We start from the raw sequence: 22,997 nt of genomic DNA on the forward strand, positions 1-22,997 counted from the left end.
GGTCAACGATTATATGGGGTATTATAAAGTATAGTAGATATATCATCTATAATTAAATGTAAATAAATTCACTACTTTTAATTGCATAGGGCGGAACGTATACTATAAGAGGTTTATAGAAAAGTTCGGGTGAAAGACCAAACAGGAGGAGGCCAGTAGAATGGCGAAAGTAGTGGTTACCGGCGGAAGCGGGATGCTGGGCAAATGGGTGGTCAAGCATTTTGTCGAACAGGGCTATGACGTAATAAATGCGGACGTAAAGCGTCCTGAGGAGCCGCTTTGTCCGACGCTTCTCATAGATCTGAACAACCTTGGCGAAACATACGGCGTACTGGCGGGAGCGGATGCCGTTGTGCATCTTGCGGCTATTCCGGCGGCGTATATCAAGCCAAGCGAAGTGACCTTCAACAACAATGTCATGTCTACGTATAATATTTTGGAAGCGGCTGCAGGACTCGGAATCAAGAAGGCGGTTATCGCTTCCAGCGAGTCATCCTACGGCATCGTGTTTGCGGTTAACCGCTTCGGTCCGCAGTATGTGCCGGTCGATGAGGAGCATCCGCAGCTGCCTCAGGACAGCTACGGCCTGTCCAAGGTAGTGAATGAGCAGACAGCGGACATGTTCCACCGCCGCACCGGCATGCAGGTCGTATCGATGCGGATCGGCAACGTTATTGCGCCGGATGCATACAAGGGGTTCCCGCGTTTCATTCATAATCCGGAGATGCGTGACCGGATTCTGTGGAGCTATGTGGATACCCGCGATGTTGCCGAAGCATGCCGTCTGGCGATAGAAACGGACGGGCTTGGTTCGGTCGCCCTCAATCTGGCCGCCGACGATACGAGCATGGCGGTGACAAGCCGCGACCTGATGGCTGCGCGTTTTCCCGAGGTGAACGATTTCCGCCAGCCGCTTACCGGCTACGAATCGCTGCTGAGCAACGAGAAAGCGAAGCGGCTGCTTGGCTGGCAGCCCAAGCATGTCTGGCGCGATTATGTAAAAGAAGAGTAGGAAATTTACGGGGAAGATTGCGTTAAAATGCGGTGTAAGCGGTAAATATGAACGCCTCTTGATTCGGCTATGCCGGGTTGAGGGGCGTTTTTGGGTTTAACATAATAGAGCGGAAAAACCGTCATGCGCACACTCCTGTTCCGGCCCCTGTCCGAACCACCGCAGCCAGGAAAAACCTTGCTAGACTGCCATTTTGGTATGCGAAAGCACCCGCCAGCCTCTCCAGTGAGGAAAAACCGTCTTGGACACCCACTGGCCCCTGTCCGAACCACCGCAGCCAGGAAAAACCTTGCTAGAGTGCCACTTCGGTATGCGAAAGCACCCGCCAGCCTCTCCAGTGAGGAAAAACCGTCTTGGACACCAACTGGCCCCTGTCCGAACCACTGCAGCCAGGAAAAACCTTGCTAGAGTGCCGCTTCAGCGCGCGAAAGCACCCGCCAGCCTCTCCAGTGAGGAAAAACCGTCTTGGACAGCCACTGGCCTCTGTCCGGTCCACTGTAGCCAGGAAAAACCTTGCTAGACTGCCACTTCAGCGCGACAAAGCACCGACCAGCCTCTCCAGTGAGGAAAAACCGTCTTGGACACCCACTGGTCCCGCCCCGGTCCACTTCAGTCAGGAAAAACCTTGCTAGACTGCCATTTTGGCATGCGAAAGCACCCCGCCCAGCCTCTCCAGTGAGGAAAAACCGTCTTGGACAGCCACTGGCCCCTGTCCGAACCACTGCAGCCAGGAAAAACCTTGCTAGAGTGCCGCTTCAGCGCGCGAAAGCACCCGCCAGCCTCTCCAGTGAGGAAAAACCGTCTTGGACAGCCACTGGCCTCTGTCCGGTCCACTGTAGCCAGGAAAAACCTTGCTAGACTGCCACTTCAGCGCGACAAAGCACCGACCAGCCTCTCCAGTGAGGAAAAGCCATAATGGACTCATACCGTCAATGACGTCAGATAGTTCCCAAAGCAGGGTTCCTTTTCCCCAGACAGCTCCGTCCCTGCCTAAAGCTTATAGTTAGATCATCCCGGCCGCTGCACTCTTGCCACACATTACCGTTTTTTCGCCAACTTCTTTAGATAGTCCACCAACCGCAAGAATATCCAATTTTCTACTGTAAGCGTGTTCAATATAATAATGTCAGAGGCCGCATACAGCGCCTCATCACAGTGAATATCGGGAGGGTTATGAATGAAGAAGAGGAGAACGGCACTTGCTTTACTGGTCATTCTTACGCTGGTCCTCAGCAGCTTGCTCAGCGCTTGTTCCTCAAACGGAGGCAATAACAACAAGGCTGAAGAGGGCGGAGCGAACGTGCCGGCAAGCCAGCCTGCCAATCAAACGGCTGATGAGCCTGCCAATACGCCGGCCAACAACGCGAACAGCGAGCCGCAGGAAGAGAGCAAGGAGCCGGTGACGCTGAAATTTACCTACTGGGGAAGCCCGCAGGAGAAGACGGCGCTGGAGCAGGCGACGAAGAAATTTACCGAGAAGTACCCCTGGATAACGGTGGAGCCGATCCATATTCCGGAGGCCGACTATGATGCCAAAATTACCGCGATGGTAGCCGGCAACGAGTCGCCGGACCTCGGCTATATGCACGGCGAGCTGGCCGATCCCTGGCAGAATGAAGGGAAGTTCGTCAATTTGTTCGAGCTGCTCGATAAGGATACGGAGCTTAAACGGGAAGACTTCCTCGATTACATCTGGTTCAAGGCATCCGACGACTTCGCATACGGCATCAGCACGGCAGGCGAAATGTTCGGCCTGTTCTACAACAAGGATCTGTTCGATGCGGCGAAAGCGGCGTACCCGCCGGCGAAGCCGGAGGAAGCCTGGACATGGGATGAATTCGTAGAGGTGGCCAAGAAGCTGACTCTCGACAAGAACGGCAAGAACGCCTCCGAGGAGGGCTTTGATCCGAAGAACATCAAGCAGTTCGGCGTTTCCTTCGAGACATGGTGGGGACCGGTGCAGGCGCAGGTCGTCAACAACGAGGGCGAATGGATCACGAAGGACGGCAAATTCGGCTTCAGCCAGCCGGAGGCGACTGAAGCTATTCAGCGGATGGCCGATCTGATCAATGTCCATCATGTGGCGCCATCGCCGGTTCAGGCGAAATCGATTCCGTCGCAAGCCGTGGCTCTGCAGTCGAAGCTCGTTGCCATGTCGATGCACGGACAATGGATCAATCTGGATTTGGGTGCTGCCAAGGTGAACTACGACATCGGAGTATTGCCGAAAATGAAACGCAGCGTGCCGATGGGTACAAGCGGTCTGTCCGTCATTTATAAATCATCGCCGCATATTGAGGAGGCGTGGATGCTGACCAAATTCCTGGAAAATCCGGAAGGCTCGATTGATCTGTACAAAGGCGGCTTGTGGATGCCGACCATGACCAAATGGTATACGGACCCCGCGCTTGTCGCGCAGTGGGCCGAGAACAACCCGGCGCATCCCGCAGGCTTCAAGGATGCCATGATGAATAATCTGCTCCATAACGCCGTTCCGTCCGCACCTTATTACGTCAAGAACTTCTCGAAAATCAACGCGATTACGTTCGCTGAGATCGATGCCGTCATGCTCGGCAAGAAGACAGCGGCCGAGGCAATGAAGGAAGCGGAAGCGAAGGTGCTGCCCGAAATTCAAGGACGCTACGACGCCCCTTAAGTCAATATCAGATCTGGACGGCCATGCAGGCTGTCAGCAGCGGCCGGACTTCCCGGTCCGGCCGCTTCAATGAATATGCAAATTGGAGAGAAACCTTATGAAAACGGTAACGGAAGTCAAGGGCGCGCTCAGCGCTGAGCCTTCGGTAAAGAAAAGAAAACGGGCCGGAGATTTCTTCTATGGCGTGCTGTTCGCTTCACCCGTGCTGGCCGGTTATTTGATCTTCGTCATTATTCCGATCGCCGTCACGCTGTTTCTGAGCTTCACCGAATACAATGTCGGCACGACTCCAAAGTTTATCGGACTCGATAACTACACCCGTCTCTTCAGCGGAGCCGATACATTCTTCTACCCGGCGGTAAGAGCGACGGTCTACTACGTTGGCGTCAGCGTTCCGCTCGGCATCATCATTTCCTTCTTCGTCGCGATACTGCTTAATCAGCGAATCGCCGGCAGGGCGGTTTTCCGGGGCATTTTCTACCTGCCGGTCATTATTCCGCTGGCCGCTTCCTCCATGGTATGGCTGTGGCTGCTCCAGCCGGACTTCGGCATCGTCAATTTTGCGCTCGAATCGCTGCATCTGCCAACGTCCAAATGGCTTGGAGAGATGAATTCCGTCATCCCGACGCTCATTTTGTTCAGCTTCTGGACGCTCGGCAACACGATCGTCATCTTTCTCGCGGGGCTTCAGAACATTCCGTCCCATCTGTACGAGGCGATTGAAATCGACGGCGGGAACGCCTTCGCGAAGCTGATCTATGTGACGATCCCGCTCAGCTCGCCGATCATTTTTTTCAACACGGTCATTGCTTTTATCAACGGCTTCCAGACCTTCGTCCAGCCGGCGGTCATGACGCAGGGAGGACCGGGCACCTCGAGTCTGCTGTACGTGCTGTTCCTGTTCAACGAAGGCTTCAAATTCGCCAGAATGGGCAGCGCCAGCGCGATTTCGATGCTGCTGTTCATCGTGATTATCCTGTTCACGGCTGTCATATTCATATTTTCCAAAACGCTGGTTCATTACGAAGGGCAGGGGGGCGGTAAAAAATGAGAAAACTATCGCTCTTAAACAAGACGATTGTCTATATTCTGCTGCTTGCCGGAAGCGTGTTCTGCCTGTTCCCGATTATCTGGATGCTTCGCACCTCCGTTATTCAGATGGGCGATTTGTATCAGGTGCCGCCGAAGCTCATTCCGCCGAAGCTGATTCTCGATAATTTCCGTGATGCGCTCAGCGCATATCCGTTCGGACGGTTTTTCATGAACAGTGCGATTATTACGGTATCGGCGATCGCCGGGGTGCTGCTCTCCGCGTCGATCTGCGCCTACAGCTTCTCGCGGATCGAATGGTACGGCAGGGATAAGGTATTCGGTTTTATATTGACGGGCCTGATGATTCCGTTCTTTGTCGTCATGATCCCGCAGTTCGTCTTCTGGAAGACGCTTAATCTGACGGATACGTTCGTACCGCTTATTGCGCCGGCCTGGTTTGGAGGCGGGGTGTTCAACATCTTTTTGCTGCGGCAGTTCTTCATGAGCATTCCCCGGGATCTGGACGAAGCGGCCAAGGTGGACGGGGCTGGCCATTTCCGGATTTACTGGCAGATCGTGCTGCCGATCAGCAAGCAGGCGATGATCGTCGTCGGGCTGCTGACCTTTCTCTCCAACTGGAACGATTATCTGGGTCCCCTCGCGTTTATTACCTCCGAGAAGCATTACACGCTTATGCAGGGACTGACCTTGTTCCAGGGCTCCTATTCCGCGCAGTGGAATCTGATGATGGCGGCGACCTCCGTTATTGTCATCCCGTCTCTCATCGTCTTTCTGTTTGCCCAGCGTTATTTTATCGAAGGCATTGCCATGACGGGAATAAAAGGGTAGGCCTATGCCCGTTACAGCTTGGCCGCCCTTTTGGAAGGGAGTGATGCCCCAAAAAGAAACCGCTTGCAAGTCGAGGTCCGGCGATCAATTAAAGAAAGAAAAATGACAGCGCCGCCGGATATTGGGAAGCGTCCGGGCGATCCGCCCGCCACATCTTTATGACCGCAGCTTGAGGCGGGCCGGACGGGAAACATCAGCAGTGACATTAATTTCGGGAGGTTATGGTATGCTGCGCGTTGCTAAACAAGTGAAGTTGACCATGAACAATAAGGAGGTATCGTATGCTGCGCTTTAAGAGCACCATTCGCAAGTCGGTCGGCAAATCGGTAGCGGGTACGGTTATGGCTGTATCGCTGCTGCTGGGTCCCGGCATGTTCGTTTCCGCAGCGGATGCGGTCCCGCATAATAACGATCCGGGCATGCCCGTGTTCGTCAATCCCGGCGGCAACCCGGTTGTCCCTGCGGAGCCTGCCGCTTACGCCGCCGGAAGCAGCATGATGAGAGCCATGTATGAGGCGGATATAGCCGCCGGAGGCACCTCATTCTGGATGGATAGATTGCTGGCCCGCACCGGCAACGATACAACGGGGAGCTTCATGCTTTCGCGGGGCAAGGCGCTTTATATGTATAAACATACCGCATCGGTTATCGGGTTCGGGAACGATGTGGCTTATTGGGACGAGATCAGCAACCAGAAGGCGTATTCCATCCAGGCGGCAGGCGTAACGTTCACGGAGGATTCCTCCAAGCGCTACCAGACGCCGAGCTACTGGTACGGATTCTTCAACGCGGCGACGGCCGGCTACACGCTGGAGGAAACGAAATTCATTACCGACAATAACGTTGCCGTGACCAATGTAACGATCAAGAATACGGGGACGAGCAGCAAAAGTCTGACGCTGACGGCAGACTCGCCTTATGCGACGACAGCCTCGGCGGACGGCGCCGAGCTGACCGGCGTCATCGACGTGAAGAACAAGCTGACCAAGCTGTATCTGCGGTTGAGCGGCGACGGCATGTCGGCAGCCGGCGGAATTTTGACCAGATCGGTCGAGCTTGCAGCGGGAGAATCGGTTACGATCAAGTTCCAGATGGGCTTTATCGCCAATGAAATCCCGGAATCGCTGGCCGATTACAACCGCTATAAAGGCTATGACGCGAATACGGCTTACTTGGCTCAAATGAAGGAATATAACGAATGGTGGGCGGACAATATTCCGTACATCGACGTTCCCGACGAGAATATCAAGAAAATCGTGTATTACCGCTGGTGGCTGAACCGCTTCAACTTCCTTGATGCGAACATCCCGGGCAATGATTTCCAGTTCCCGGTATCCATAGAGGGAGTGCTCGGCTACAACAATGCCATCGTATTGACGCAGCCGATGCATATGCAGGATTTGAAATATTTGCGCAATCCGATCTATTCCTACGGGGATTGGGTATCTGCAGGCGAATCATCCCGGGACAGCCTGTTCACAGACAATCCTGGCGATCCCGCCAACTGGAACAACAGCTATACCCAGTACATTGGAGACTCCGCGTGGCAGACGTATCAGGTTCACGGAGGACAGACCAAGATACTGAACAATCTGGCACGTTACTCGGAGAAGGATGTCAAGGGCCAGCTGGACCGGTTCGATACCAACGACAACTATCTGATCAACTACGATTGGGGATCATTGACAGGCAATGACGCCGATGCCAATGCGTTCAACTATTACCAGAAGCGTGGCAATATCGATCAGGACCGCACGGAAAGCGCATTTGTCTACGGCAACGCCAAGGCTGCAGCCAATGCGTACGCTCTGCTTGGCAATACGGCCAAAGCCGACGAGATGAACGAGCTTGCCGGGAAAATCCGGAATTCGTTCCTGAACATTCTGTGGGACGATTCGACCGATATGTTCCTGCAAAAGGACCTATTCTCCAACAGCTTCATCCCTTGGAAGGACGCGAACAATTACTATGCCTTCCAGATGGACGGACTTATTCCGAAGGATGACCCCAAGTATCTGGAATCGCTCCGCTTCTGGGCGGACAAGGATGAATTTCCGATCTTCCCGTTCTATACCGCGAACCAGAAGGACAAAGCGCTGGCAGTGGCGGCGGGAGTCGGCGGAAGCAATAACTTCTCCAACATCAACGCTACGGGCGACATGAGGCTCTTCACCGAAGTGCTGCGCAAATACCCGGATCAATCCTACATTACGGCGGATATGTACAAGAAGCTGATGTACTGGACCGGCTGGGCTATGGCGCCAAACGGCAATATTCAATACCTGGACAACAACGAATACTGGTACAACTGGAACCCGACAACCAAGCAAATCGGCGGCAGATCCGGCATTCATCATAACATTCTCGGCAATTACAATTACTCGGTTATTGAGGACATTGGCGGACTCGTACCGCGTATCGATTCCACGGTGGAGCTGTGGCCGATCGATATCGGATGGGATAAATTCACCGTCAACAATCTGAGCTATCATGGCAGCGACATGACCATCGTATGGGATAAGCCGGACGGTACGATCAGCTATCCGGGTTCCCCTGAGGGCTACTCGCTGTATATCGACGGCAAGCTGGCATTTACCACGGATAAGCTGGCCCATCTGGAATGGAATCCGGCTACCGGCGAAGTGTCGGTCCAGGACGCAAGCGGAGCAGCTGTGCTTGCTCATAACAGCAGTGCGAGTCTGAAAGCGGCCAATGAGGTCGACCTGTCGACGAACGAGCGTGCGGTCGATCTGTTCCAGAAGGCCGGCGTGGATCTTTCAGCCGAGTCGGGCAGCGCGGACAATCTGGCGTTGAACGCCAGTGCGACAGCATCCTTCACCGCCCCCAACACATCGACGGCCAATGCCGTGAACGGCTTCACCGTCAGCGGCAATGCATACTCGTCCGGCGGCTTCCGCGCTGATCCTCCAATCTGGGGCAGCAAGGGTTCGTCGAACGCGCAGGACTGGTTCCAGCTCGATCTGGGCGCGCCGAAGACATTTGACGACATCAAGCTGTATTTCTACAATGACAAGCCGACAAACACATACAGCGAGCCATCCTTATATTCGGTTCAATATTTGGACGATGAGTCCGGCACCTGGAAATCGATTCCCGGCCAATACAAGTCGCCGACTCTGGCCAACTTCAACCATGATCAATTCCCGCCTGTAACGGCGCAGAAGCTCAGGGTTATGATGACGCCGAAAGCAGGCTTTGGCATCGGGCTCAAGGAAATTCAAGTATTCAATACCGGTGTAAAAGCTCCGGAAGCGGTCAATACGCCGCCGGTTGTGCTGGCTCAGCAGGATTCGGGCGCGAGGATTCCGCTCAAGGCCAGCCTGCTCGCTTCAATCACGGATGACGGAGCCCCGGACGGCAAGCTGTCTTCGCTCTGGACGCTGAAGAGCGGACCGGCAGGCGGCCAGGCGGTCTTCGCCAATGCTGCCAACGAGAATACCATTGCCAGCTTCAGCAAGCCGGGCACCTATGTCGTGACAGTCACCGCTACCGACGGCGAGTTGTCGACAGCCGTCGATGTCACGGTAACGGTCGATCCGCTGCCTAATGAAGTGAATGTGGCTCTGGCCGCGACGGCAAGCACCTCCTACGTCTCGACATGGGAGAATCTGAATGCGATCAAGGACGGCTACGATCCGCGCAACTCCACGGATAAAACGGGCGGCGGTTACGGCAACTGGAATGCCTCCGGTGCAACCCAGTGGGTCCAGTACGACTGGCAGTCGCCGGTCAATATCAATAAATCGGATGTATACTGGTGGACGGACAACGGCGGGATACTCGCCCCGACGGCCAGCAAGCTGCAGTATTGGAACGGCACCGCCTTCATCGATGTGCCGAGCACGACAGGCAACGGGGTGGCACTGAACAAGTACAACACGACAACCTTCCCGTCGATCACTACGACGAAGCTGCGGATGACGATCACCAGAGGCACGCAGTGGACCGGTATTCTGGAATGGAAGGTATACGCTTCCCCAACGGCCAGCGTCAAGCCGGTCAAAGTCAGCACGCTGCATGATGTGCAGCCGGTACTGCCGGCACAAGTAACCAAGGTTCTGGTCGACGGCACAACCTCCCAGGCATCCGTGCTGTGGGATCCGATTACAGCCGGACAGCTGGCTGTTCCGGGCAGCTTCACCATTACCGGGGCAGTTGACGGTACGAATGTGCCCGCTGAAGCAACCATATATGTTCGTGTGACGGATGCGGTTACGATTACGAGCATTGCCGATGAGAATGTGGTCACGACCGTGGGCAAGGCTCCGCTTCTGCCATCGGTTGTCGAGGCGACCTATAACGATGGATCGGTCGACAACGTGAACATTACGGTAGTCTGGAACGAATACGATCCCGAGCTCTTGAATCAGCCTGGACAATTCACCGTCAGCGGCAAGGTGGCGGGAACCACAATTACGGCCAAGGCCAATGTAACGGTGATGAATGATACGGGTACGCCTGTTGTCACCAGCATCACTGACGTCAATGTAACGACGGAATCGGGGACGGCTCCCGTGCTGCCTGCTGCGGTAGCGGCCAGGTACAGTGACGGCACGACCAAACAGGCTGCAGTGGTTTGGGATGCGATTGATCCGGCGAAATATGCCGCTGCGGGAGTCTTCTCCGTGAACGGTACGGTAGCCGGAACGACAATGAAGGCCAAAGCAAACGTGACGGTTACCTCTTCGCTGTCAGGCACCCTTACCGGTCCTGCGGCGGTAGAAGGCGGACAGACATTCGAATTGACCTTCGGCTTGAGCGCTTCGGCGAAAAATATGCTGGCCCAGGATCTGACCGTTACGTACGATGCCGACAAGCTGGAATGGATCGGCGTGGACGACACGATGCTGAATGAGAACATCGTGCTCGTCGGCGAAGACGCGAAGGCGGGCAGTGTAAGGCTTCTGACCGTTAATATTGGAACGAACCCGGACGTGTCCGGCGATATTATGAAGCTTCATTTCAAGGCGAAAACGACCGATGCGTCGACCTCCGCCAATGTATCCATCCCGCAGGTGACATTGGCTGACGCAAGCGGCGTGGAAACGGTCATACCGGGCAAAGCATTCGCGATTGGCATCAACGCCATCGACAAAGCGGCGCTCCGCTCATTGATCGATGAAGCGCAGGCTGCATACGATGCGGCCGTAACCGGTGCACAGCCTGGTCAATATCCGGCTGGCGCGAAAGCGGCTCTGCTGGCAGCGATTGACGATGCCAAGGCAGTAGCCGGAGACAGCGGATCGACTTCGGAGGAGGTTGCCGGGGCGGTAACCGATCTGAACGCAGCGCTTCAAACCTTCAAGGCTGCGGTCATCACGGGTATTCCGGGCGACATCAACCATGATGACAAAGTAAGCATCGGCGACCTTGCTATTGTTGCCGCAGGCTACGGCAAGACATTGGCCGATCCAAACTGGTCACAGTACGAGAAATCCGATTACAACAGCGACGGCAAAATCGATATTGAGGATCTGTCCGCGCTGGCAAGACTGATACTTGGTTAATTAGCACTTGAAGAACAAGCATGCGGAGGGGAACGGCCGACTGTGCCGTCCCCTCATTTCCTACGAGAGGAAGGTTTCCCGATGAATTTGAAATGGCCGCCAATCCTTCTGTCTATCGTTATGATCCTGCTCTATGGTCTGCAGCCTTCCGCCGCAATGGCGGCGCAGAGCCCTTCCTTCAAGCTGGCATTCTCAACATCCGCTCCGACCGTGGGGCAATCGGTAACGGTAACCGCAACCGGGTCGAACTTATCGGATGTTTACGGATACGAGGTTAATTTTGTTTACGACAAGAAGGTGCTTATGTTCAAAAGCGCGAAGAGCACGGCAAAAGGCTTCTCCGTTTCGCCAACGCCGAAGGAGGACCGCATCGTCTTCGCCCACACGAAGACGGGTGAGGTTGCCGGAGACAGCGGCAGCATCGAGCTGTGCACGCTTACCTTTGAAGCGCTGGCCGAAGGCGACGCTTCGGTGAAGCTTACGGATGTGAAGCTGGTGGACAGCAAGCTCAAAGCCGTGAAATTGACGGCCGGCGTGCAGGCCAAGGCGAAGACCGGTAAAAGTGACGGCACGGAGCTGTTGTTCTCCGATATCAAGGGCCATTGGGCCAAGGAGAATATCGAACATGCGGTTGGCCTGGGCTTTGTGACGGGTTATGAGGACGGGAAATTCCGTCCGCAGGGACAGGTGACAAGAGCGGAGTTCGCGGCGATGCTGGCGCGGGCGCTGAAGCTCGATGACGAAGGCGGAGGAACTGCCGGTTTTAAAGATAGCGGTCATATCCCGCAGTGGGCGGCATCCTTCATCTCCCAGGCGGCATCAGCCGGCATACTGGAGGGTTATGAAGACGGCTCGTTCCGTGCGGGCAATTCCATCACAAGAGCGGAAATTACCGTAATGCTGACGCGGTCCTTGAAGCTGAATCCGGATTCCGGGCTGAAATCATCCTTCGCGGACGCTGCGCAAATTCCTGCCTGGGCGCACCCGTCGGTCGCTGCTGCTTCGGAAGCCGGCCTGATTCAGGGAAGAGGGGGCAACCTGTTCGCCCCTATGGAGCATGCGACGCGGGCTGAAGCGGTCACTCTGATATTGGCGCTTCTGGATTACCGCACGGAAACTGCGGGGTAGACCGGCATCTGCAGCAACGGGCGCGGAGCTCCAGGCGACCTGCCCTGTTTTCATAACGCACGCCTCGGCGTGCGTATCAGGCGGTATGACGGGGGCTGGCCCATTTGCATAACCGCTTGGATATTCCTCGGCAACATTATGAAGCCGGTAACCCGATACAGCAGGCGAACGTCAGCCATGCAAGGATACGACGCTGACGGGAAGGCGCTTAAGCGTACGGCGGGGAAGCCGGATACCATACACAAATGGAAAGAAAGGAGTTTGGGGAATGCGGTTATTCACTCGCGCACCTGTTATTCGTTTTTGTCTCGCATTTGTCATATTTGCGGCGGTTTTGTGGATGCCGCTGTGCCCGCCATTATTTGCCGCCGACGCCGCCAATGCGGAAGACAGTGCAGGAGCGGAGGGTCCAGCAAACCCCGATCCGGCTGCGGCCGAAGACAGCGCGGATCTGAACGGCGACGGCAGGCTTGGTATCGGCGATCTCGGCATCATGGCCGCTTCCTATGGCCGAACGTCGGCAGACCCTGACTGGCAGCAGCATGCCAAAGCGGATCTGAACGGCGATGGAATCGTCGATATTGCCGATTTGACGAGCCTCGCTTCACGGATTTTGCTGGGCAAGCCGGTGGAGCCGTCCGGTTTGTCGGCCGCTGTGTCCGGACCGTCTGAAGCTGCGGCTGGAGGGGAATTTGAAACCCTTTATGGACTCACCGGAGTAAAGGGCGTTCTCTATGCCCAGGACATATCGGTGACCTATGATCCGGAAGCATTGGAGTTTCTGGATGCCGTGCCGGCAAGGGACGGCTTTGCGATTGCGGGGCAAACGCAGGGCAGTGGCGGACAGCTTCGTATTATAGCGGCAAGTCCGGGACTTGACAGCGGCATACGCGATGACGGTCCGCTGCTGAAGCTGCGCTGGAAGGTGAAGGCTGCCAATGGGGCGGGAAGCACCACGATTGCGGCAGCTGCGGTTGCGGCGGAAGCCGACGGCAGGGAACATGGCGTCAAGGAAGCGGTGTTTGCGCTGCTGATCGTGACTGGCGAGGTCGATAAAACAGCCCTCAGGCAGCTGATCGCCGAAGCGCAGGCTGTGCTGGATGCCGCATCGGAGGGGACGATGCCGGGGCAGTATCCGCCGGGAGCGAAGGCGCTGCTTGCTGCGGAGATCGGCCGGGCCGCATCGGTCGAACAGGATGCCGGGGCGGCAGCGGATACGGTTGCCAGGGCCGTGTCGGATTTGGCGGATGCGCTGCAATCGTTCCAATCCTCCGTTAACGCACAGGAGCCGGGAGATGTAAACAACGATGGCCGGCATAGTGTCGGCGATCTGGGAGCCATGGCCGTTCATTACGGCAAAAGCTCCTCCGATCCTGATTGGGAACACATAAAAGCAGCGGACCTGACGGGCGACGGTGTCGTGGATATTGAGGATTTGGCCAGGCTTGCCATTCTGATTTTGGGCTGATTGAAAATAAATCATTTAAATCGGGAGGGTTGTCATATGGTAGGCGTTTCCATACAAGCAAACGCTTGTACGAGACGCGGCCGGGTGATATGAATGACGACGACAAAGTTACGGTCGGAGATCTTGCCATTATTGCAGCCGTATACGGCAGGACAGCGGCAGATCCGAACTGGCCGCAGTATGCGAAAATCCGATCTGAACGCGGATGGTCTAATCGACATCGAAGACCTTTCGGCGATGGCAAGACTGATATTTTGGATAACCGCATGTCAAGTCAGGTGAAGGAACAGCAAGTACCAGGCAGCCGGAAACGACGATGATAATCCGTTTCATGGCTGCCCGGTTTTTTAAACGTTTTGAATCTACCCGAGTCTCACCCTATAAATTCCTGTACGTAACGTTCCAGGTTTCCCTCCAAGGGCAGCATCAACCGTTAATTCTTATGAAGTATGTACAATGCATCATGACGACAATATTCCTGCCGGGCAAAATTTTGAAAAAGCAGGCCGCAAGGCTTATTGCCGCCGCCGGGACATCAGGTGCGGCTCCCGACGGCATTTCACAAAACATTCACGGTTCAACCGTTGTTTCTACAGGGTTCTACAAAATAAGCGTTTGCAATTTGTAAGCGCATTCAATTAGTATTGGAGATACATATTGTATCTTCAGACTGGCTGATTGCCGTTGATCTGTTGATGGATAATCTTGCGGATCTGGTGGGAGGTTGCAGCTTATTTATAACATACTGCTTGTTGATGATGAACCGATGCATTTGGCTGGACTGTCGAATATGTTTCACAAGCTACGGCCCCATTATGCGGTCTATACCGCCAGAAACGGGAAGGAAGCGCTGGGCTTCTGTACGGAGGAATCCTTTCAGATCATTATTACGGATATTCAGATGCCGATGATGGATGGGCTTGAATTTATCGGCAGCCTGAGTGATGACAATAATCCGCGCAAGGTTATATTTTTGAGCGGATACGGCAATTTCGATTATGCGCAGAAAGCTATCGGTCTTGGTTCCTTTGATTATTTGCTGAAGCCGCTCGATGTCGATCAGTTTACGCATGTGCTGGAGAAGGCCGAGCGAAGCATCGAGACGGAGGTCCGGCTGCTTGAGGAGAAAAGGCAGATGGAACAGAAGCTGCAGCGTGTATTCCCGGTCTATCATCAACGGCTATTGAATGGATGGTTAAAGGGTGAAGCCGATACGCCCGCGAAACTAACCGAAGTGGAGGATATTCTCGGTTTCGGCGGAGCCGGCCGTCTGCTGCTGACGGATATCGCCTACGATGCAAGCCGGATGCCGCAGCCGGAAGCGAGCTCCTGCAAAATGCAAATCAAGGACGCCATCGGAGATCTGATTGGTGATTACGGCCGATTCTGCAGCTTTTTTCTGGACCAGGACGGCAGCCGGCTCATAACGGCAACGGATGCGCCGCTGTCTGCCGCCGTGCTCGAAGCCTTGTCCGGCATTTCGGAAGCAATTGAAATCGAAGGGCAGACTGCCGTGCTTCGCATGTCCATTGGTATCAGCGTCGAGGCGGCGAATATCGCGCTTGCGGGGCCAAGGCTCGCGGCACAGGCGCGGCAGGCCTGCGAAGGCCGGTTTTACGAGCCGGGCAGGCGGGTATTCCTTGGCGTCAGCCCGGATGTATTCGGCGTTAAACAGCCGCAGCCCAAGGTACAGCTGCCGTCCCCGCATGGCAGCAAGGATGCGGCGCTGCTGACCGACGTCCTTCACAACGGGGATATGCGCGAACGGGAATCATTCGTCTGCAGCATGTTTGAGCGAATTGCGGCCCCGGGGTGGCCGGAGCCCGGAGAGCTCCTGCGGTATATCGCCGCGCTGTTTGCCGAAGCGGTCGACACGCCTGAATTTCTGGGGCAGGATGAGCTTCGCTCCTCCCTGCTTGAGGTAATTGACAGCCGATTGAAACAGTCGGCCGATATAGAGGACCTGAAGAAAAACGCCGCATCCGTGCTGGGCACGATTGCGGACCGGATGCGGGAATTGAAAACAAGCCGCAAGGAAGCGCTCATTCAGCACTGCCTGGCCTACATTGACGAGCATTATATGGAGGATTTGTCGCTTGAATCGGTATCCGCCGTCTTTCATTTCAGCTCCAGCTACTTCAGCAATTATTTTAAAAGCAAGATGAACATCAATTTCAGTCTCTATCTGACCCAGATCAGACTGGCGAAGGCGAAGGAGCTGCTCGAGGGCAGCAACGACAAAGTGTATCAGATTGCCGCCAAGCTCGGCTATCAGGATGTGAAATATTTCAACCGCGTGTTCAAGAAAGAATTCTCTCTTACGCCCGAGGAATACCGCACTATATCCCGCTCCATGACCCGGCGCTAGGAGGAGCTTTATGAAACTGCTGCCTTCGCTGCGGGACCGGTTTATGCGCATGCGGTTCCGCACCAAGCTGATTTTCTTCTACGTGCTGCTTATCTCGCTGCCGTCCATTATTAACGGCTTCGAGCATTACAGCACGAGCTCGGGCATTATCCTGGACAACTCCAGAGACAGCATTCTGGAAATCGTGAAGAAGAACAATGAAATTATCGACATCATTCTCAGCGGAATCGAGGAGCGTACCTTATCGCTCATCTCCGATCAGGATCTGTACGATCTGTTCAATCATGTGACCGACAAGAGCGACCACAGCCTGGTGCAGATGGATAAGAAAGTGACGGCGATTCTGACCAAATATTTTGGCCGGGATCAGGACAAATATACGGCGCAGCTGGTCACCAGCTATTACAGCTTTGGCGGCAACGCCCCGTCGATCACGACAAATTCACCCTTCTTCTCCGTATCGCCCGAGGGCTTCCGGTCCTCGGATATTTACCGTCGGGCGATCGAAGAGCAGGGCAAATTGATCTGGATTCCAACCTACGACTACTCCAGCAAATTCGCCCAGCCGGAGCTGCGCGGCGTCGATCCCAAATTCAAATATATGTTTTCGACCGCCCGGGTCATCAACAGCGCCCCGATTGTGGACGGCGTCATCCGCTCGTTTGCGGCTCATGTCGAGAAGCCGGTGCTGCTGATCAATTTCTCGGAAACGTATTACCGGGATATTCTGAAATTCAGTCTGCCGATCAAGGATTCTTTTATGTATGTCGTCTCGGATAAGGGAGAGATCGTCTACCACCCGGACACGGCGAAGCTGGCGACGCTTGATACAAGCGGATGGCTGGATGCCGCCTTCAAGGCGGAGAACGGGACGCTGACCGGAGAGGTGGACGGCAATGAGATGCTGATCTGCTTTGACACCTCGACCGTGACGGGCTGGAAGACGATATCCGTCGTTCCCTACAAGCAGCTGATCCGCGAGCTGCCCGCCATCCGTTATCTGGATCTGATACTCGCGGGAACGCTGACGCTGCTGGCCATTCTTATTGCGTATATCGTATCGGGCTGGCTGATCAAGCCGATCAAGAAGCTGCTGGTCGCGATCCATTTGACGGGAACCGGCGATTTTTCCACCAAGATTCCCGATCAGCCCGACTACGAATTTAATGTTCTGATCAAGAAGTTCAATCATATGAACGATAAAATCCAGGAGCTGATCCGGGAAAACTACGAGGTTACGCTCAGGGAGAAGGAGGCGGAGATTATGGCGCTCAACCTGCAGCTTAATCCGCATTTCCTGTATAATACCCTGAATATCATCAACTGGATGGCAATCGGCAAGGACCAGCTGGCCATCAGCAAAATGATCGTCAGCCTGTCGAATATGCTGCAGTATACGGTCAACAACAAGCAGGAGCCGGTTCGTCTGAAGGACGACTTGATCTGGCTTCGCGGCTATACGCATATTATGGAAAAGCGTTTCGATGGCGTATTTACCATCCAAATCGAAATGGACGGCTTGCCCGAGGAATGCAAGGTCCCGAAGCTGTTTCTTCAACCGATAATCGAGAATGCCATTATTCATGGATTTGAGGATGCGCGCTCCGGAGGTCTGATCGTCATCAGCGGCGAAGAATCTTCCGGCGTGTTGTGCTTCAAGGTGGCGGACAACGGCAAGGGGATGGACAAAAGCACGGTGCAAAAGCTGCTGGACCCGCAATCGGATGGCATCGGGATCAAAAACATCGAGCAGCGGATCAAGCTGTTGTATGGAGAGGATTATGGGCTGAATATAGACTCGGCGGAAGGCGAAGGCACGGTCGTGACGATCAGGCTGCCGCTTCAATTCTAGGTGCGCCGAGCAGGGTGGAGGTTTTGCATGGATGCTACTTCGAAAGGACGATTCAAGATGAAACCGAAATCGCAGCAGTCCACATTTCATGTACAATCAGAACGCACAAAAGGCGACGCATCCTTTTCTGATCGTTTTGGGGAAGAAACTAACTTTGCCTCCGGAGGACAGAGACAGCCGTTTCTTCTTGCGGCAGCGGAGATTCAGGATGATTTCTGGTCCGATTATATCCGGCTTGTCCGCGAGGTGGTTGTGCCTTATCAATGGGAGGTTCTGAACGACCGGGTGCCCGAGGCCGCGCCGAGCGGCGCGATACGCAATTACCGCATCGCCGCGGGCGATGAGGAGGGAGAATTCTACGGGATGGTGTTCCAGGACAGCGATGTGGCCAAATGGCTGGAAGCCGTCGGTTATTTGCTGGGGACCGCACCCGATCCGGAGCTTGAGCGAGCGGCCGATGAAGTGATCGATATCATCGCCAGAGCCCAGCAGCCGGACGGTTATCTGAACACCTATTTCACGGTAAAGGAGCCAGCGGGCAGATGGACCAATCTGGCGGAATGCCATGAGCTGTATTGTGCCGGCCATCTGATCGAAGCGGCTGTGGCCTATTACAACGGAACGGGAAAAAACAGACTGCTGGACGTCGTATGCCGGTATGCCGACTATATCGGTACCGTGTTCGGCACTGAGCCGGGCAAGCTGCAGGGCTATGACGGCCATCAGGAGATCGAGCTTGCGCTGGTCAAGCTGTACCACGCTACCGGCGAAGAGCGTTACCTGAAGCTGAGCCAATATTTTCTCGATCAGCGCGGGGCGCAGCCCCACTTTTATGAGAAGGAGCTGCAGCAGCGCGGCGGAACGGTTCATTTTCCGGAAATATCGGTGACCCGCGATTATGCATACAGCCAGGCTCATCTTCCCGTCCGCGAACAGGCGGCGGCCGAGGGGCATGCCGTCCGCGTCGTTTATATGTGCGCGGGCATGGCGGACGTTGCCGCCGAAACCTCTGATGCAAAGCTGCTTGAAGCCTGCACAAGGCTGTGGCGCAATATTGTCTCCAAGCGGATGTACATTACAGGCGGGATCGGCTCAATGGCGCATGGGGAATCGTTCACGCTGGACTATGATCTGCCGGGGGATACGGCCTATGCGGAGACCTGTGCCTCGATCGGCCTGATCTTTTTCGCCCGCCGGATGCTGCGGCTTGAACCGAAGAGCGAGTATGCCGACGTGCTGGAACGCGCTTTGTACAATACAGTTCTGAGCGGAATGTCGCAGGACGGCAAACGATTCTTCTATGTTAATCCCCTGGAGGTATATCCGCATGCGCATGGCAAGAACAGATTGTACGATCATGTCATGCCGGAGCGCCAGGGCTGGTTCGGCTGTGCCTGCTGCCCGCCCAATATCGCCAGGCTGCTCGCCTCGCTGGGGCAGTATATTTACTGCACGCAGGATAGAACGCTTTATACGCATTTGTATATCGGCAGCAGGCTGAAGTGGCGGCTGGACGATCAACATGTGCTGATCGAGCAGAACTCGCGTTATACACAGGAAGGAACCGTCAGCTTCCGGGTCTTTCCGGAATCGCCGATTTCATTCCGGTTGGCGCTGCGGATACCGGATTGGTGCGGGGAAGCAGCTTGCCTTGTGAATGGCATTCCTCTCGAACTTGATGAGCTGGTTGAGGATGGATATGCGGTTATTAACCGGCAGTGGGAAGCGGGGGATACCGTAGATTTAACATTCTCCATGCCTGTGCTGCGGATGAAGGGGCATCCGCATATCCGCCAGACCGCAGGGAAGACGGCAATTCAGCGCGGACCTTTTGTTTATTGTCTGGAGGAGGCGGACAACGGGCCGGATTTGCATCAAATTGTTTTGCCTGAGGGCAGCCGTCTTGAAGCAAGCCCGGAAGCGCAGCCGGCGGGCGGGATTCCGCACATAACCGGACAGGCCCTCAGGCGGGGCAGCGGCGAATGGAATGGAGCCTTGTACCGCAGCGGCGTGAGCGGGCAATCGAAGCCTGTTGAGGTTACATTCATCCCCTATTACACTTGGGCGAACAGGGGAGCAGGCGAAATGGCGGTGTGGATCAGAGACTAACCGAAAAGCCGGGTCAGGCTTCAGTCCAGCCCTGTTTCCAGCTGAATTGATACCTCGATGATTCCCGGCCTAACGTACAACACTCCGCTGGCAATCTCCTTATTGTGCGTCAGAGGAGTTCCCTGTTGAACGGGAGGTTAACGGCTATTGCGCACTGTCATACCTCAGCGCAGGGAGAGCCCGCGAGGTGCCGGAAGTAAACGGGAGAATCTTCTGAACCGCAGCATCGCGGGGCTGAAGGTGCTTTTTCGTTTTAAATTGATAGTTGTGCAAGGCGCGGCTTTAGACATCTCTGATTTGCCGAAAGCTGCTGCGCATGATTGCGCTATCTGGACCGGGAAAGAAACAAGGCTTCTTTGCTGCCGCAAGCAAGCAGCCGGCTGACGGCATACTGCGAATTGTACGATGCAGGTAGACTCGTCGGCTGGGCCGTGAATATCTTCATTGTTTCGTTTTCCCCTATAATTGTAAACCTTATACGGATTCCGCTCATTTAAACTGTTTTTTCCTGCGAACGGTATGAGATGCGGCTTTTTTTGTGTTTGAATGAGAGCGGAAATAAATTCAGAAGAACTTGTGCCAAATACTTGGGCCGAATTCTTGATACATCCGGACCTGGGGAGGACAAACAGCAGAATTTGCGCTATAAAGATAACGGATCATGATTAATTGCCGCCAAAGCTTTATTCCCCCTTCTGCGTTAGGGTATAATGGAACAAAATGGAGAAAAGGGGAGGCGGACTATGAACAGGCTTTCTTCCATCATGGGGGTTATCATCATCCTGCTAACCTTTGTGCTCGGCTCGGATTTCAGCTTCACTAAGGTTAAAGCCGCTTCGGACCTGTCCTCGCTTGGGGAGCTTAAAGACCATGTGGAGCAGCAGCTGGTGCTGCAGAAAACCGAGATGAATATTGATTATTCAGGGAATAAAGATGAGCTCTCGGCTCATATTGCGAGCCTGCTCAAGGAAGCCTTCGAAGCGGATGATTATACGGCGTATATCGTGGATTCTTATCTGTATGCGGTTCATACATGGGGCGGAGACGCCAATATCAAGCTGACAGTCAAATACCGGGAGACCCTGGAGCAGAAGCTTATCGTGCAGGAGAAGGTCCGTGATCTGCTGCCTGACATTATACAACCATCAATGTCCCAGAGGGAAAAGGTCAAGGCGATCCACGACTGGATCGTGCTGCATCTGGCGTATGACGAATCCCTGCAGCGTTATACGGCCTATGAGGCGCTTGAATACGGGCAGGCGGTATGTCAGGGCTATGCGCTGCTTCTATATCGAATGCTGTCCTCAGCAGGTATCGAATCCCGTATGATTGAGGGCAAAGTCGGTGAAATCAGCCATGTCTGGAACTTGGTCAATATCGATTCCAACTGGTATCATCTGGATGCAACATGGGATGATCCCACACCGGACCAGGCAGGTGTTGTCCGCTACAATTATTTTCTGAAAACCGACGCCCAGATGAGGATCGACCACCAATGGGTCAAACGCTATCCTGCAGCTGTCACCAATGATTCAGCCGCTGCTGCTTCCAACATCTCTTAACCTGCCGCCTTCGGGATAAGGATACTCGCTAAACCAAAAGCAAATACTATTCCGATCCAATAATCTTCAGCTTAATAATCGAAAATGATATCTCTCATCGTTACGGAAGACCCTGATTCGGGTGAATCGCTGGTTAAGACGGCATTGCGGGTTAACCCGGCGGCGGTGGCATCCAACTGATCCGGGCTCATATCGTCCATGAATGGATGATCGCTCAGGCCTGCTGACAAGGGATCCTGAAGAGGAGCATCGTCGAAAACCTCTCCTATGGGCCGATCCAGCCATAGCTGTGTCTGCTGCTCATGCCGCTCGGTTAATTTCATGATCTGGATGTCGGGCTGAACGGTTTCATTCGTAAGGATAAGCGAGGCGGTTTTCTGGGCAATCATCCACGCCTCCTTTCGTTTTACCAGCTGAATGCTGACTTTGCCAAGTGCCAGTCCATTACAGCCAGGCTGCAAAATCGTCACCCCGTTTACCTCATCGGTCAGCAGCCGGTGCTGATGGCCGGTGAGCAGCACATCCACGCCCTCCAGTTCGGTGCACATCGCATATGCCTGATTCTCGCCGCTTAAAGCTTCGACAGCTTCTCCGGTATCCGGATCCCGCTCAAGACCGCCATGATAGGAAATGATCATGACGTCCGGCTTCTCCACTTTCCGTATCAGCTCCACCCATTTCTTCGCTGCGCTCAGCGCGTCGATGAATGTTAACCCGCGAATAAATTCGGGAATTTCCCATTGAGGAATGAAATGTGTCGTAAGACCAAGAATCGCTACTTTGGCTTCATGACGGATTTGTCTGATGAGATAAGGCTGGCCGAACGCCGGCTGCCTGGTTCGGGAATCGATGATATTGGCAGACAGCCACGGGAAAGCCGAGTCATGGACAGCCTGACGGAGGATTTCCTGGCCATAGTTGAAATCATGATTCCCGAGCACCGCAGCATTATAGCCCAGATGATTAAGGGTCATAATGGCAGGATGAATGCCCGAGCGGTTATATTTGACAAAGTGGTGCATCAACGGCGTTCCCTGCAGCAGGTCGCCATTATCGATCAGAAGCAGCTGCGGATCCCGCTCACGCTCCTGCCGGATCATAGCAGCCAGCTTCGCCAGTCCCAGATGCTTGATTTGCCGGCTTTGGTAGTCCGTGGGGTAGATATGGCCATGAATGTCGCTTGTGCAAAGTAAAGTGAACGACTGAGTATCCGTATGCGCCATTTTTTGTAGGGCTCCTTCTTCAATTTTGCTTTTCAAAAGCGCAGCAGCATGAGTACGGGTCTGTACTAGGTTTGCATAATACGAAGAAATTATGAGCCGCTTTACGAAAAAAATGTGACCTAATTTGGCCAAATAAAAACAAGGCGGGCACAATCCGGTTCATTCGGATAATCCCGCCTTGTTTTCTTGTCTATAGGGCTTATGGGAAGC

13 protein-coding genes are annotated in these 22,997 nt (G+C 54.5%); 12 read left to right on the forward strand and 1 reads right to left on the reverse strand.

All coding sequences use genetic code 11. From position 1 onward, the window contains the following. Positions 1 to 160: 160 nt before the first annotated feature. The 12 genes from AC0YOB_RS08100 (at position 161) to AC0YOB_RS08155 (ending at position 21,564) form a co-directional block, all read left to right on the forward strand. A complete protein-coding gene (locus AC0YOB_RS08100; RefSeq protein WP_475792420.1) occupies positions 161 to 1,012 on the forward strand; it encodes an NAD-dependent epimerase/dehydratase family protein in 852 nt (283 codons plus the stop codon). A 1,177-nt stretch (positions 1,013 to 2,189) separates the two neighbouring features. Then, complete coding sequence (locus AC0YOB_RS08105) at positions 2,190 to 3,668, forward strand: ABC transporter substrate-binding protein (RefSeq protein WP_475792421.1); 1,479 nt, start codon at positions 2,190 to 2,192, stop codon at positions 3,666 to 3,668. 97 nt (positions 3,669 to 3,765) lie between these two features. Next, on the forward strand, positions 3,766 to 4,719 hold the full coding sequence (locus AC0YOB_RS08110) for a carbohydrate ABC transporter permease (protein ID WP_210045461.1): 954 nt from the start codon (positions 3,766 to 3,768) through the stop codon (positions 4,717 to 4,719). After that, the gene (locus AC0YOB_RS08115; RefSeq protein WP_475792422.1) at positions 4,716 to 5,549 is read left to right on the forward strand and encodes a carbohydrate ABC transporter permease; all 834 of its coding nucleotides are present in this window, start codon (positions 4,716 to 4,718) and stop codon (positions 5,547 to 5,549) included. Before AC0YOB_RS08110 ends, AC0YOB_RS08115 begins: the two co-directional genes overlap by 4 nt. 281 nt (positions 5,550 to 5,830) lie before the next feature. Continuing rightward, positions 5,831 to 11,077, forward strand: a complete 5,247-nt coding sequence (locus tag AC0YOB_RS08120) for an Ig-like domain-containing protein (RefSeq protein WP_475792423.1) — start codon at positions 5,831 to 5,833, stop codon at positions 11,075 to 11,077. Between the two features lie 81 nt (positions 11,078 to 11,158). Continuing rightward, entirely contained in the window at positions 11,159 to 12,205 is a 1,047-nt protein-coding gene (locus tag AC0YOB_RS08125) for an S-layer homology domain-containing protein (RefSeq protein WP_475792424.1), read from the forward strand. A gap of 268 nt (positions 12,206 to 12,473) precedes the next feature. Continuing rightward, the gene (locus tag AC0YOB_RS08130; RefSeq protein WP_475792425.1) at positions 12,474 to 13,673 is read left to right on the forward strand and encodes a dockerin type I domain-containing protein; all 1,200 of its coding nucleotides are present in this window, start codon (positions 12,474 to 12,476) and stop codon (positions 13,671 to 13,673) included. Positions 13,674 to 13,702: 29 nt separating this feature from the next. After that, positions 13,703 to 13,993: a hypothetical protein gene (locus AC0YOB_RS08135; RefSeq protein WP_475792426.1), complete on the forward strand. Its 291-nt coding sequence runs from the start codon at positions 13,703 to 13,705 to the stop codon at positions 13,991 to 13,993. A 404-nt stretch (positions 13,994 to 14,397) separates the two neighbouring features. After that, positions 14,398 to 16,041 carry a response regulator transcription factor gene (locus AC0YOB_RS08140; RefSeq protein ID WP_475792427.1) on the forward strand — a complete coding sequence of 548 codons (1,644 nt, stop codon included), beginning with the start codon at positions 14,398 to 14,400 and terminating at the stop codon, positions 16,039 to 16,041. A gap of 10 nt (positions 16,042 to 16,051) precedes the next feature. After that, positions 16,052 to 17,893, forward strand: coding sequence for a sensor histidine kinase (locus AC0YOB_RS08145; protein WP_475792428.1), 1,842 nt, complete (start codon positions 16,052 to 16,054; stop codon positions 17,891 to 17,893). Positions 17,894 to 17,920: 27 nt separating this feature from the next. Then, a complete protein-coding gene (locus tag AC0YOB_RS08150) occupies positions 17,921 to 20,002 on the forward strand; it encodes a glycoside hydrolase family 127 protein (protein WP_475792429.1) in 2,082 nt (693 codons plus the stop codon). A gap of 743 nt (positions 20,003 to 20,745) precedes the next feature. Next, positions 20,746 to 21,564, forward strand: coding sequence for a transglutaminase domain-containing protein (locus AC0YOB_RS08155; RefSeq protein WP_475792430.1), 819 nt, complete (start codon positions 20,746 to 20,748; stop codon positions 21,562 to 21,564). A 71-nt stretch (positions 21,565 to 21,635) separates the two neighbouring features. Here AC0YOB_RS08155 and AC0YOB_RS08160 read toward each other — a convergent pair whose 3' ends face one another. Continuing rightward, complete coding sequence (locus AC0YOB_RS08160; protein WP_475792431.1) at positions 21,636 to 22,787, reverse strand: metallophosphoesterase; 1,152 nt, start codon at positions 22,785 to 22,787, stop codon at positions 21,636 to 21,638. Positions 22,788 to 22,997: the final 210 nt, after the last annotated feature.

It is taken from the genome of Paenibacillus sp. JT31N17 (assembly GCF_056269255.1).

What these genes read in the sequence shown, in the direction of transcription:
- AC0YOB_RS08100 (WP_475792420.1), top strand. Translation starts at nt 161, where the DNA reads ATGGCGAAAGTAGTGGTTACCGGCGGAAGCGGGATGCTGGGCAAATGG.
- AC0YOB_RS08150 (WP_475792429.1), top strand. Translation starts at nt 17,921, where the DNA reads ATGGATGCTACTTCGAAAGGACGATTCAAGATGAAACCGAAATCGCAG.
- AC0YOB_RS08155 (WP_475792430.1), top strand. Translation starts at nt 20,746, where the DNA reads ATGAACAGGCTTTCTTCCATCATGGGGGTTATCATCATCCTGCTAACC.
- AC0YOB_RS08130 (WP_475792425.1), top strand. Translation starts at nt 12,474, where the DNA reads ATGCGGTTATTCACTCGCGCACCTGTTATTCGTTTTTGTCTCGCATTT.
- AC0YOB_RS08145 (WP_475792428.1), top strand. Translation starts at nt 16,052, where the DNA reads ATGAAACTGCTGCCTTCGCTGCGGGACCGGTTTATGCGCATGCGGTTC.
- AC0YOB_RS08110 (WP_210045461.1), top strand. Translation starts at nt 3,766, where the DNA reads ATGAAAACGGTAACGGAAGTCAAGGGCGCGCTCAGCGCTGAGCCTTCG.
- AC0YOB_RS08115 (WP_475792422.1), top strand. Translation starts at nt 4,716, where the DNA reads ATGAGAAAACTATCGCTCTTAAACAAGACGATTGTCTATATTCTGCTG.
- AC0YOB_RS08105 (WP_475792421.1), top strand. Translation starts at nt 2,190, where the DNA reads ATGAAGAAGAGGAGAACGGCACTTGCTTTACTGGTCATTCTTACGCTG.
- AC0YOB_RS08120 (WP_475792423.1), top strand. Translation starts at nt 5,831, where the DNA reads ATGCTGCGCTTTAAGAGCACCATTCGCAAGTCGGTCGGCAAATCGGTA.
- AC0YOB_RS08125 (WP_475792424.1), top strand. Translation starts at nt 11,159, where the DNA reads ATGAATTTGAAATGGCCGCCAATCCTTCTGTCTATCGTTATGATCCTG.
- AC0YOB_RS08160 (WP_475792431.1), bottom strand. Translation starts at nt 22,787, where the DNA reads ATGGCGCATACGGATACTCAGTCGTTCACTTTACTTTGCACAAGCGAC.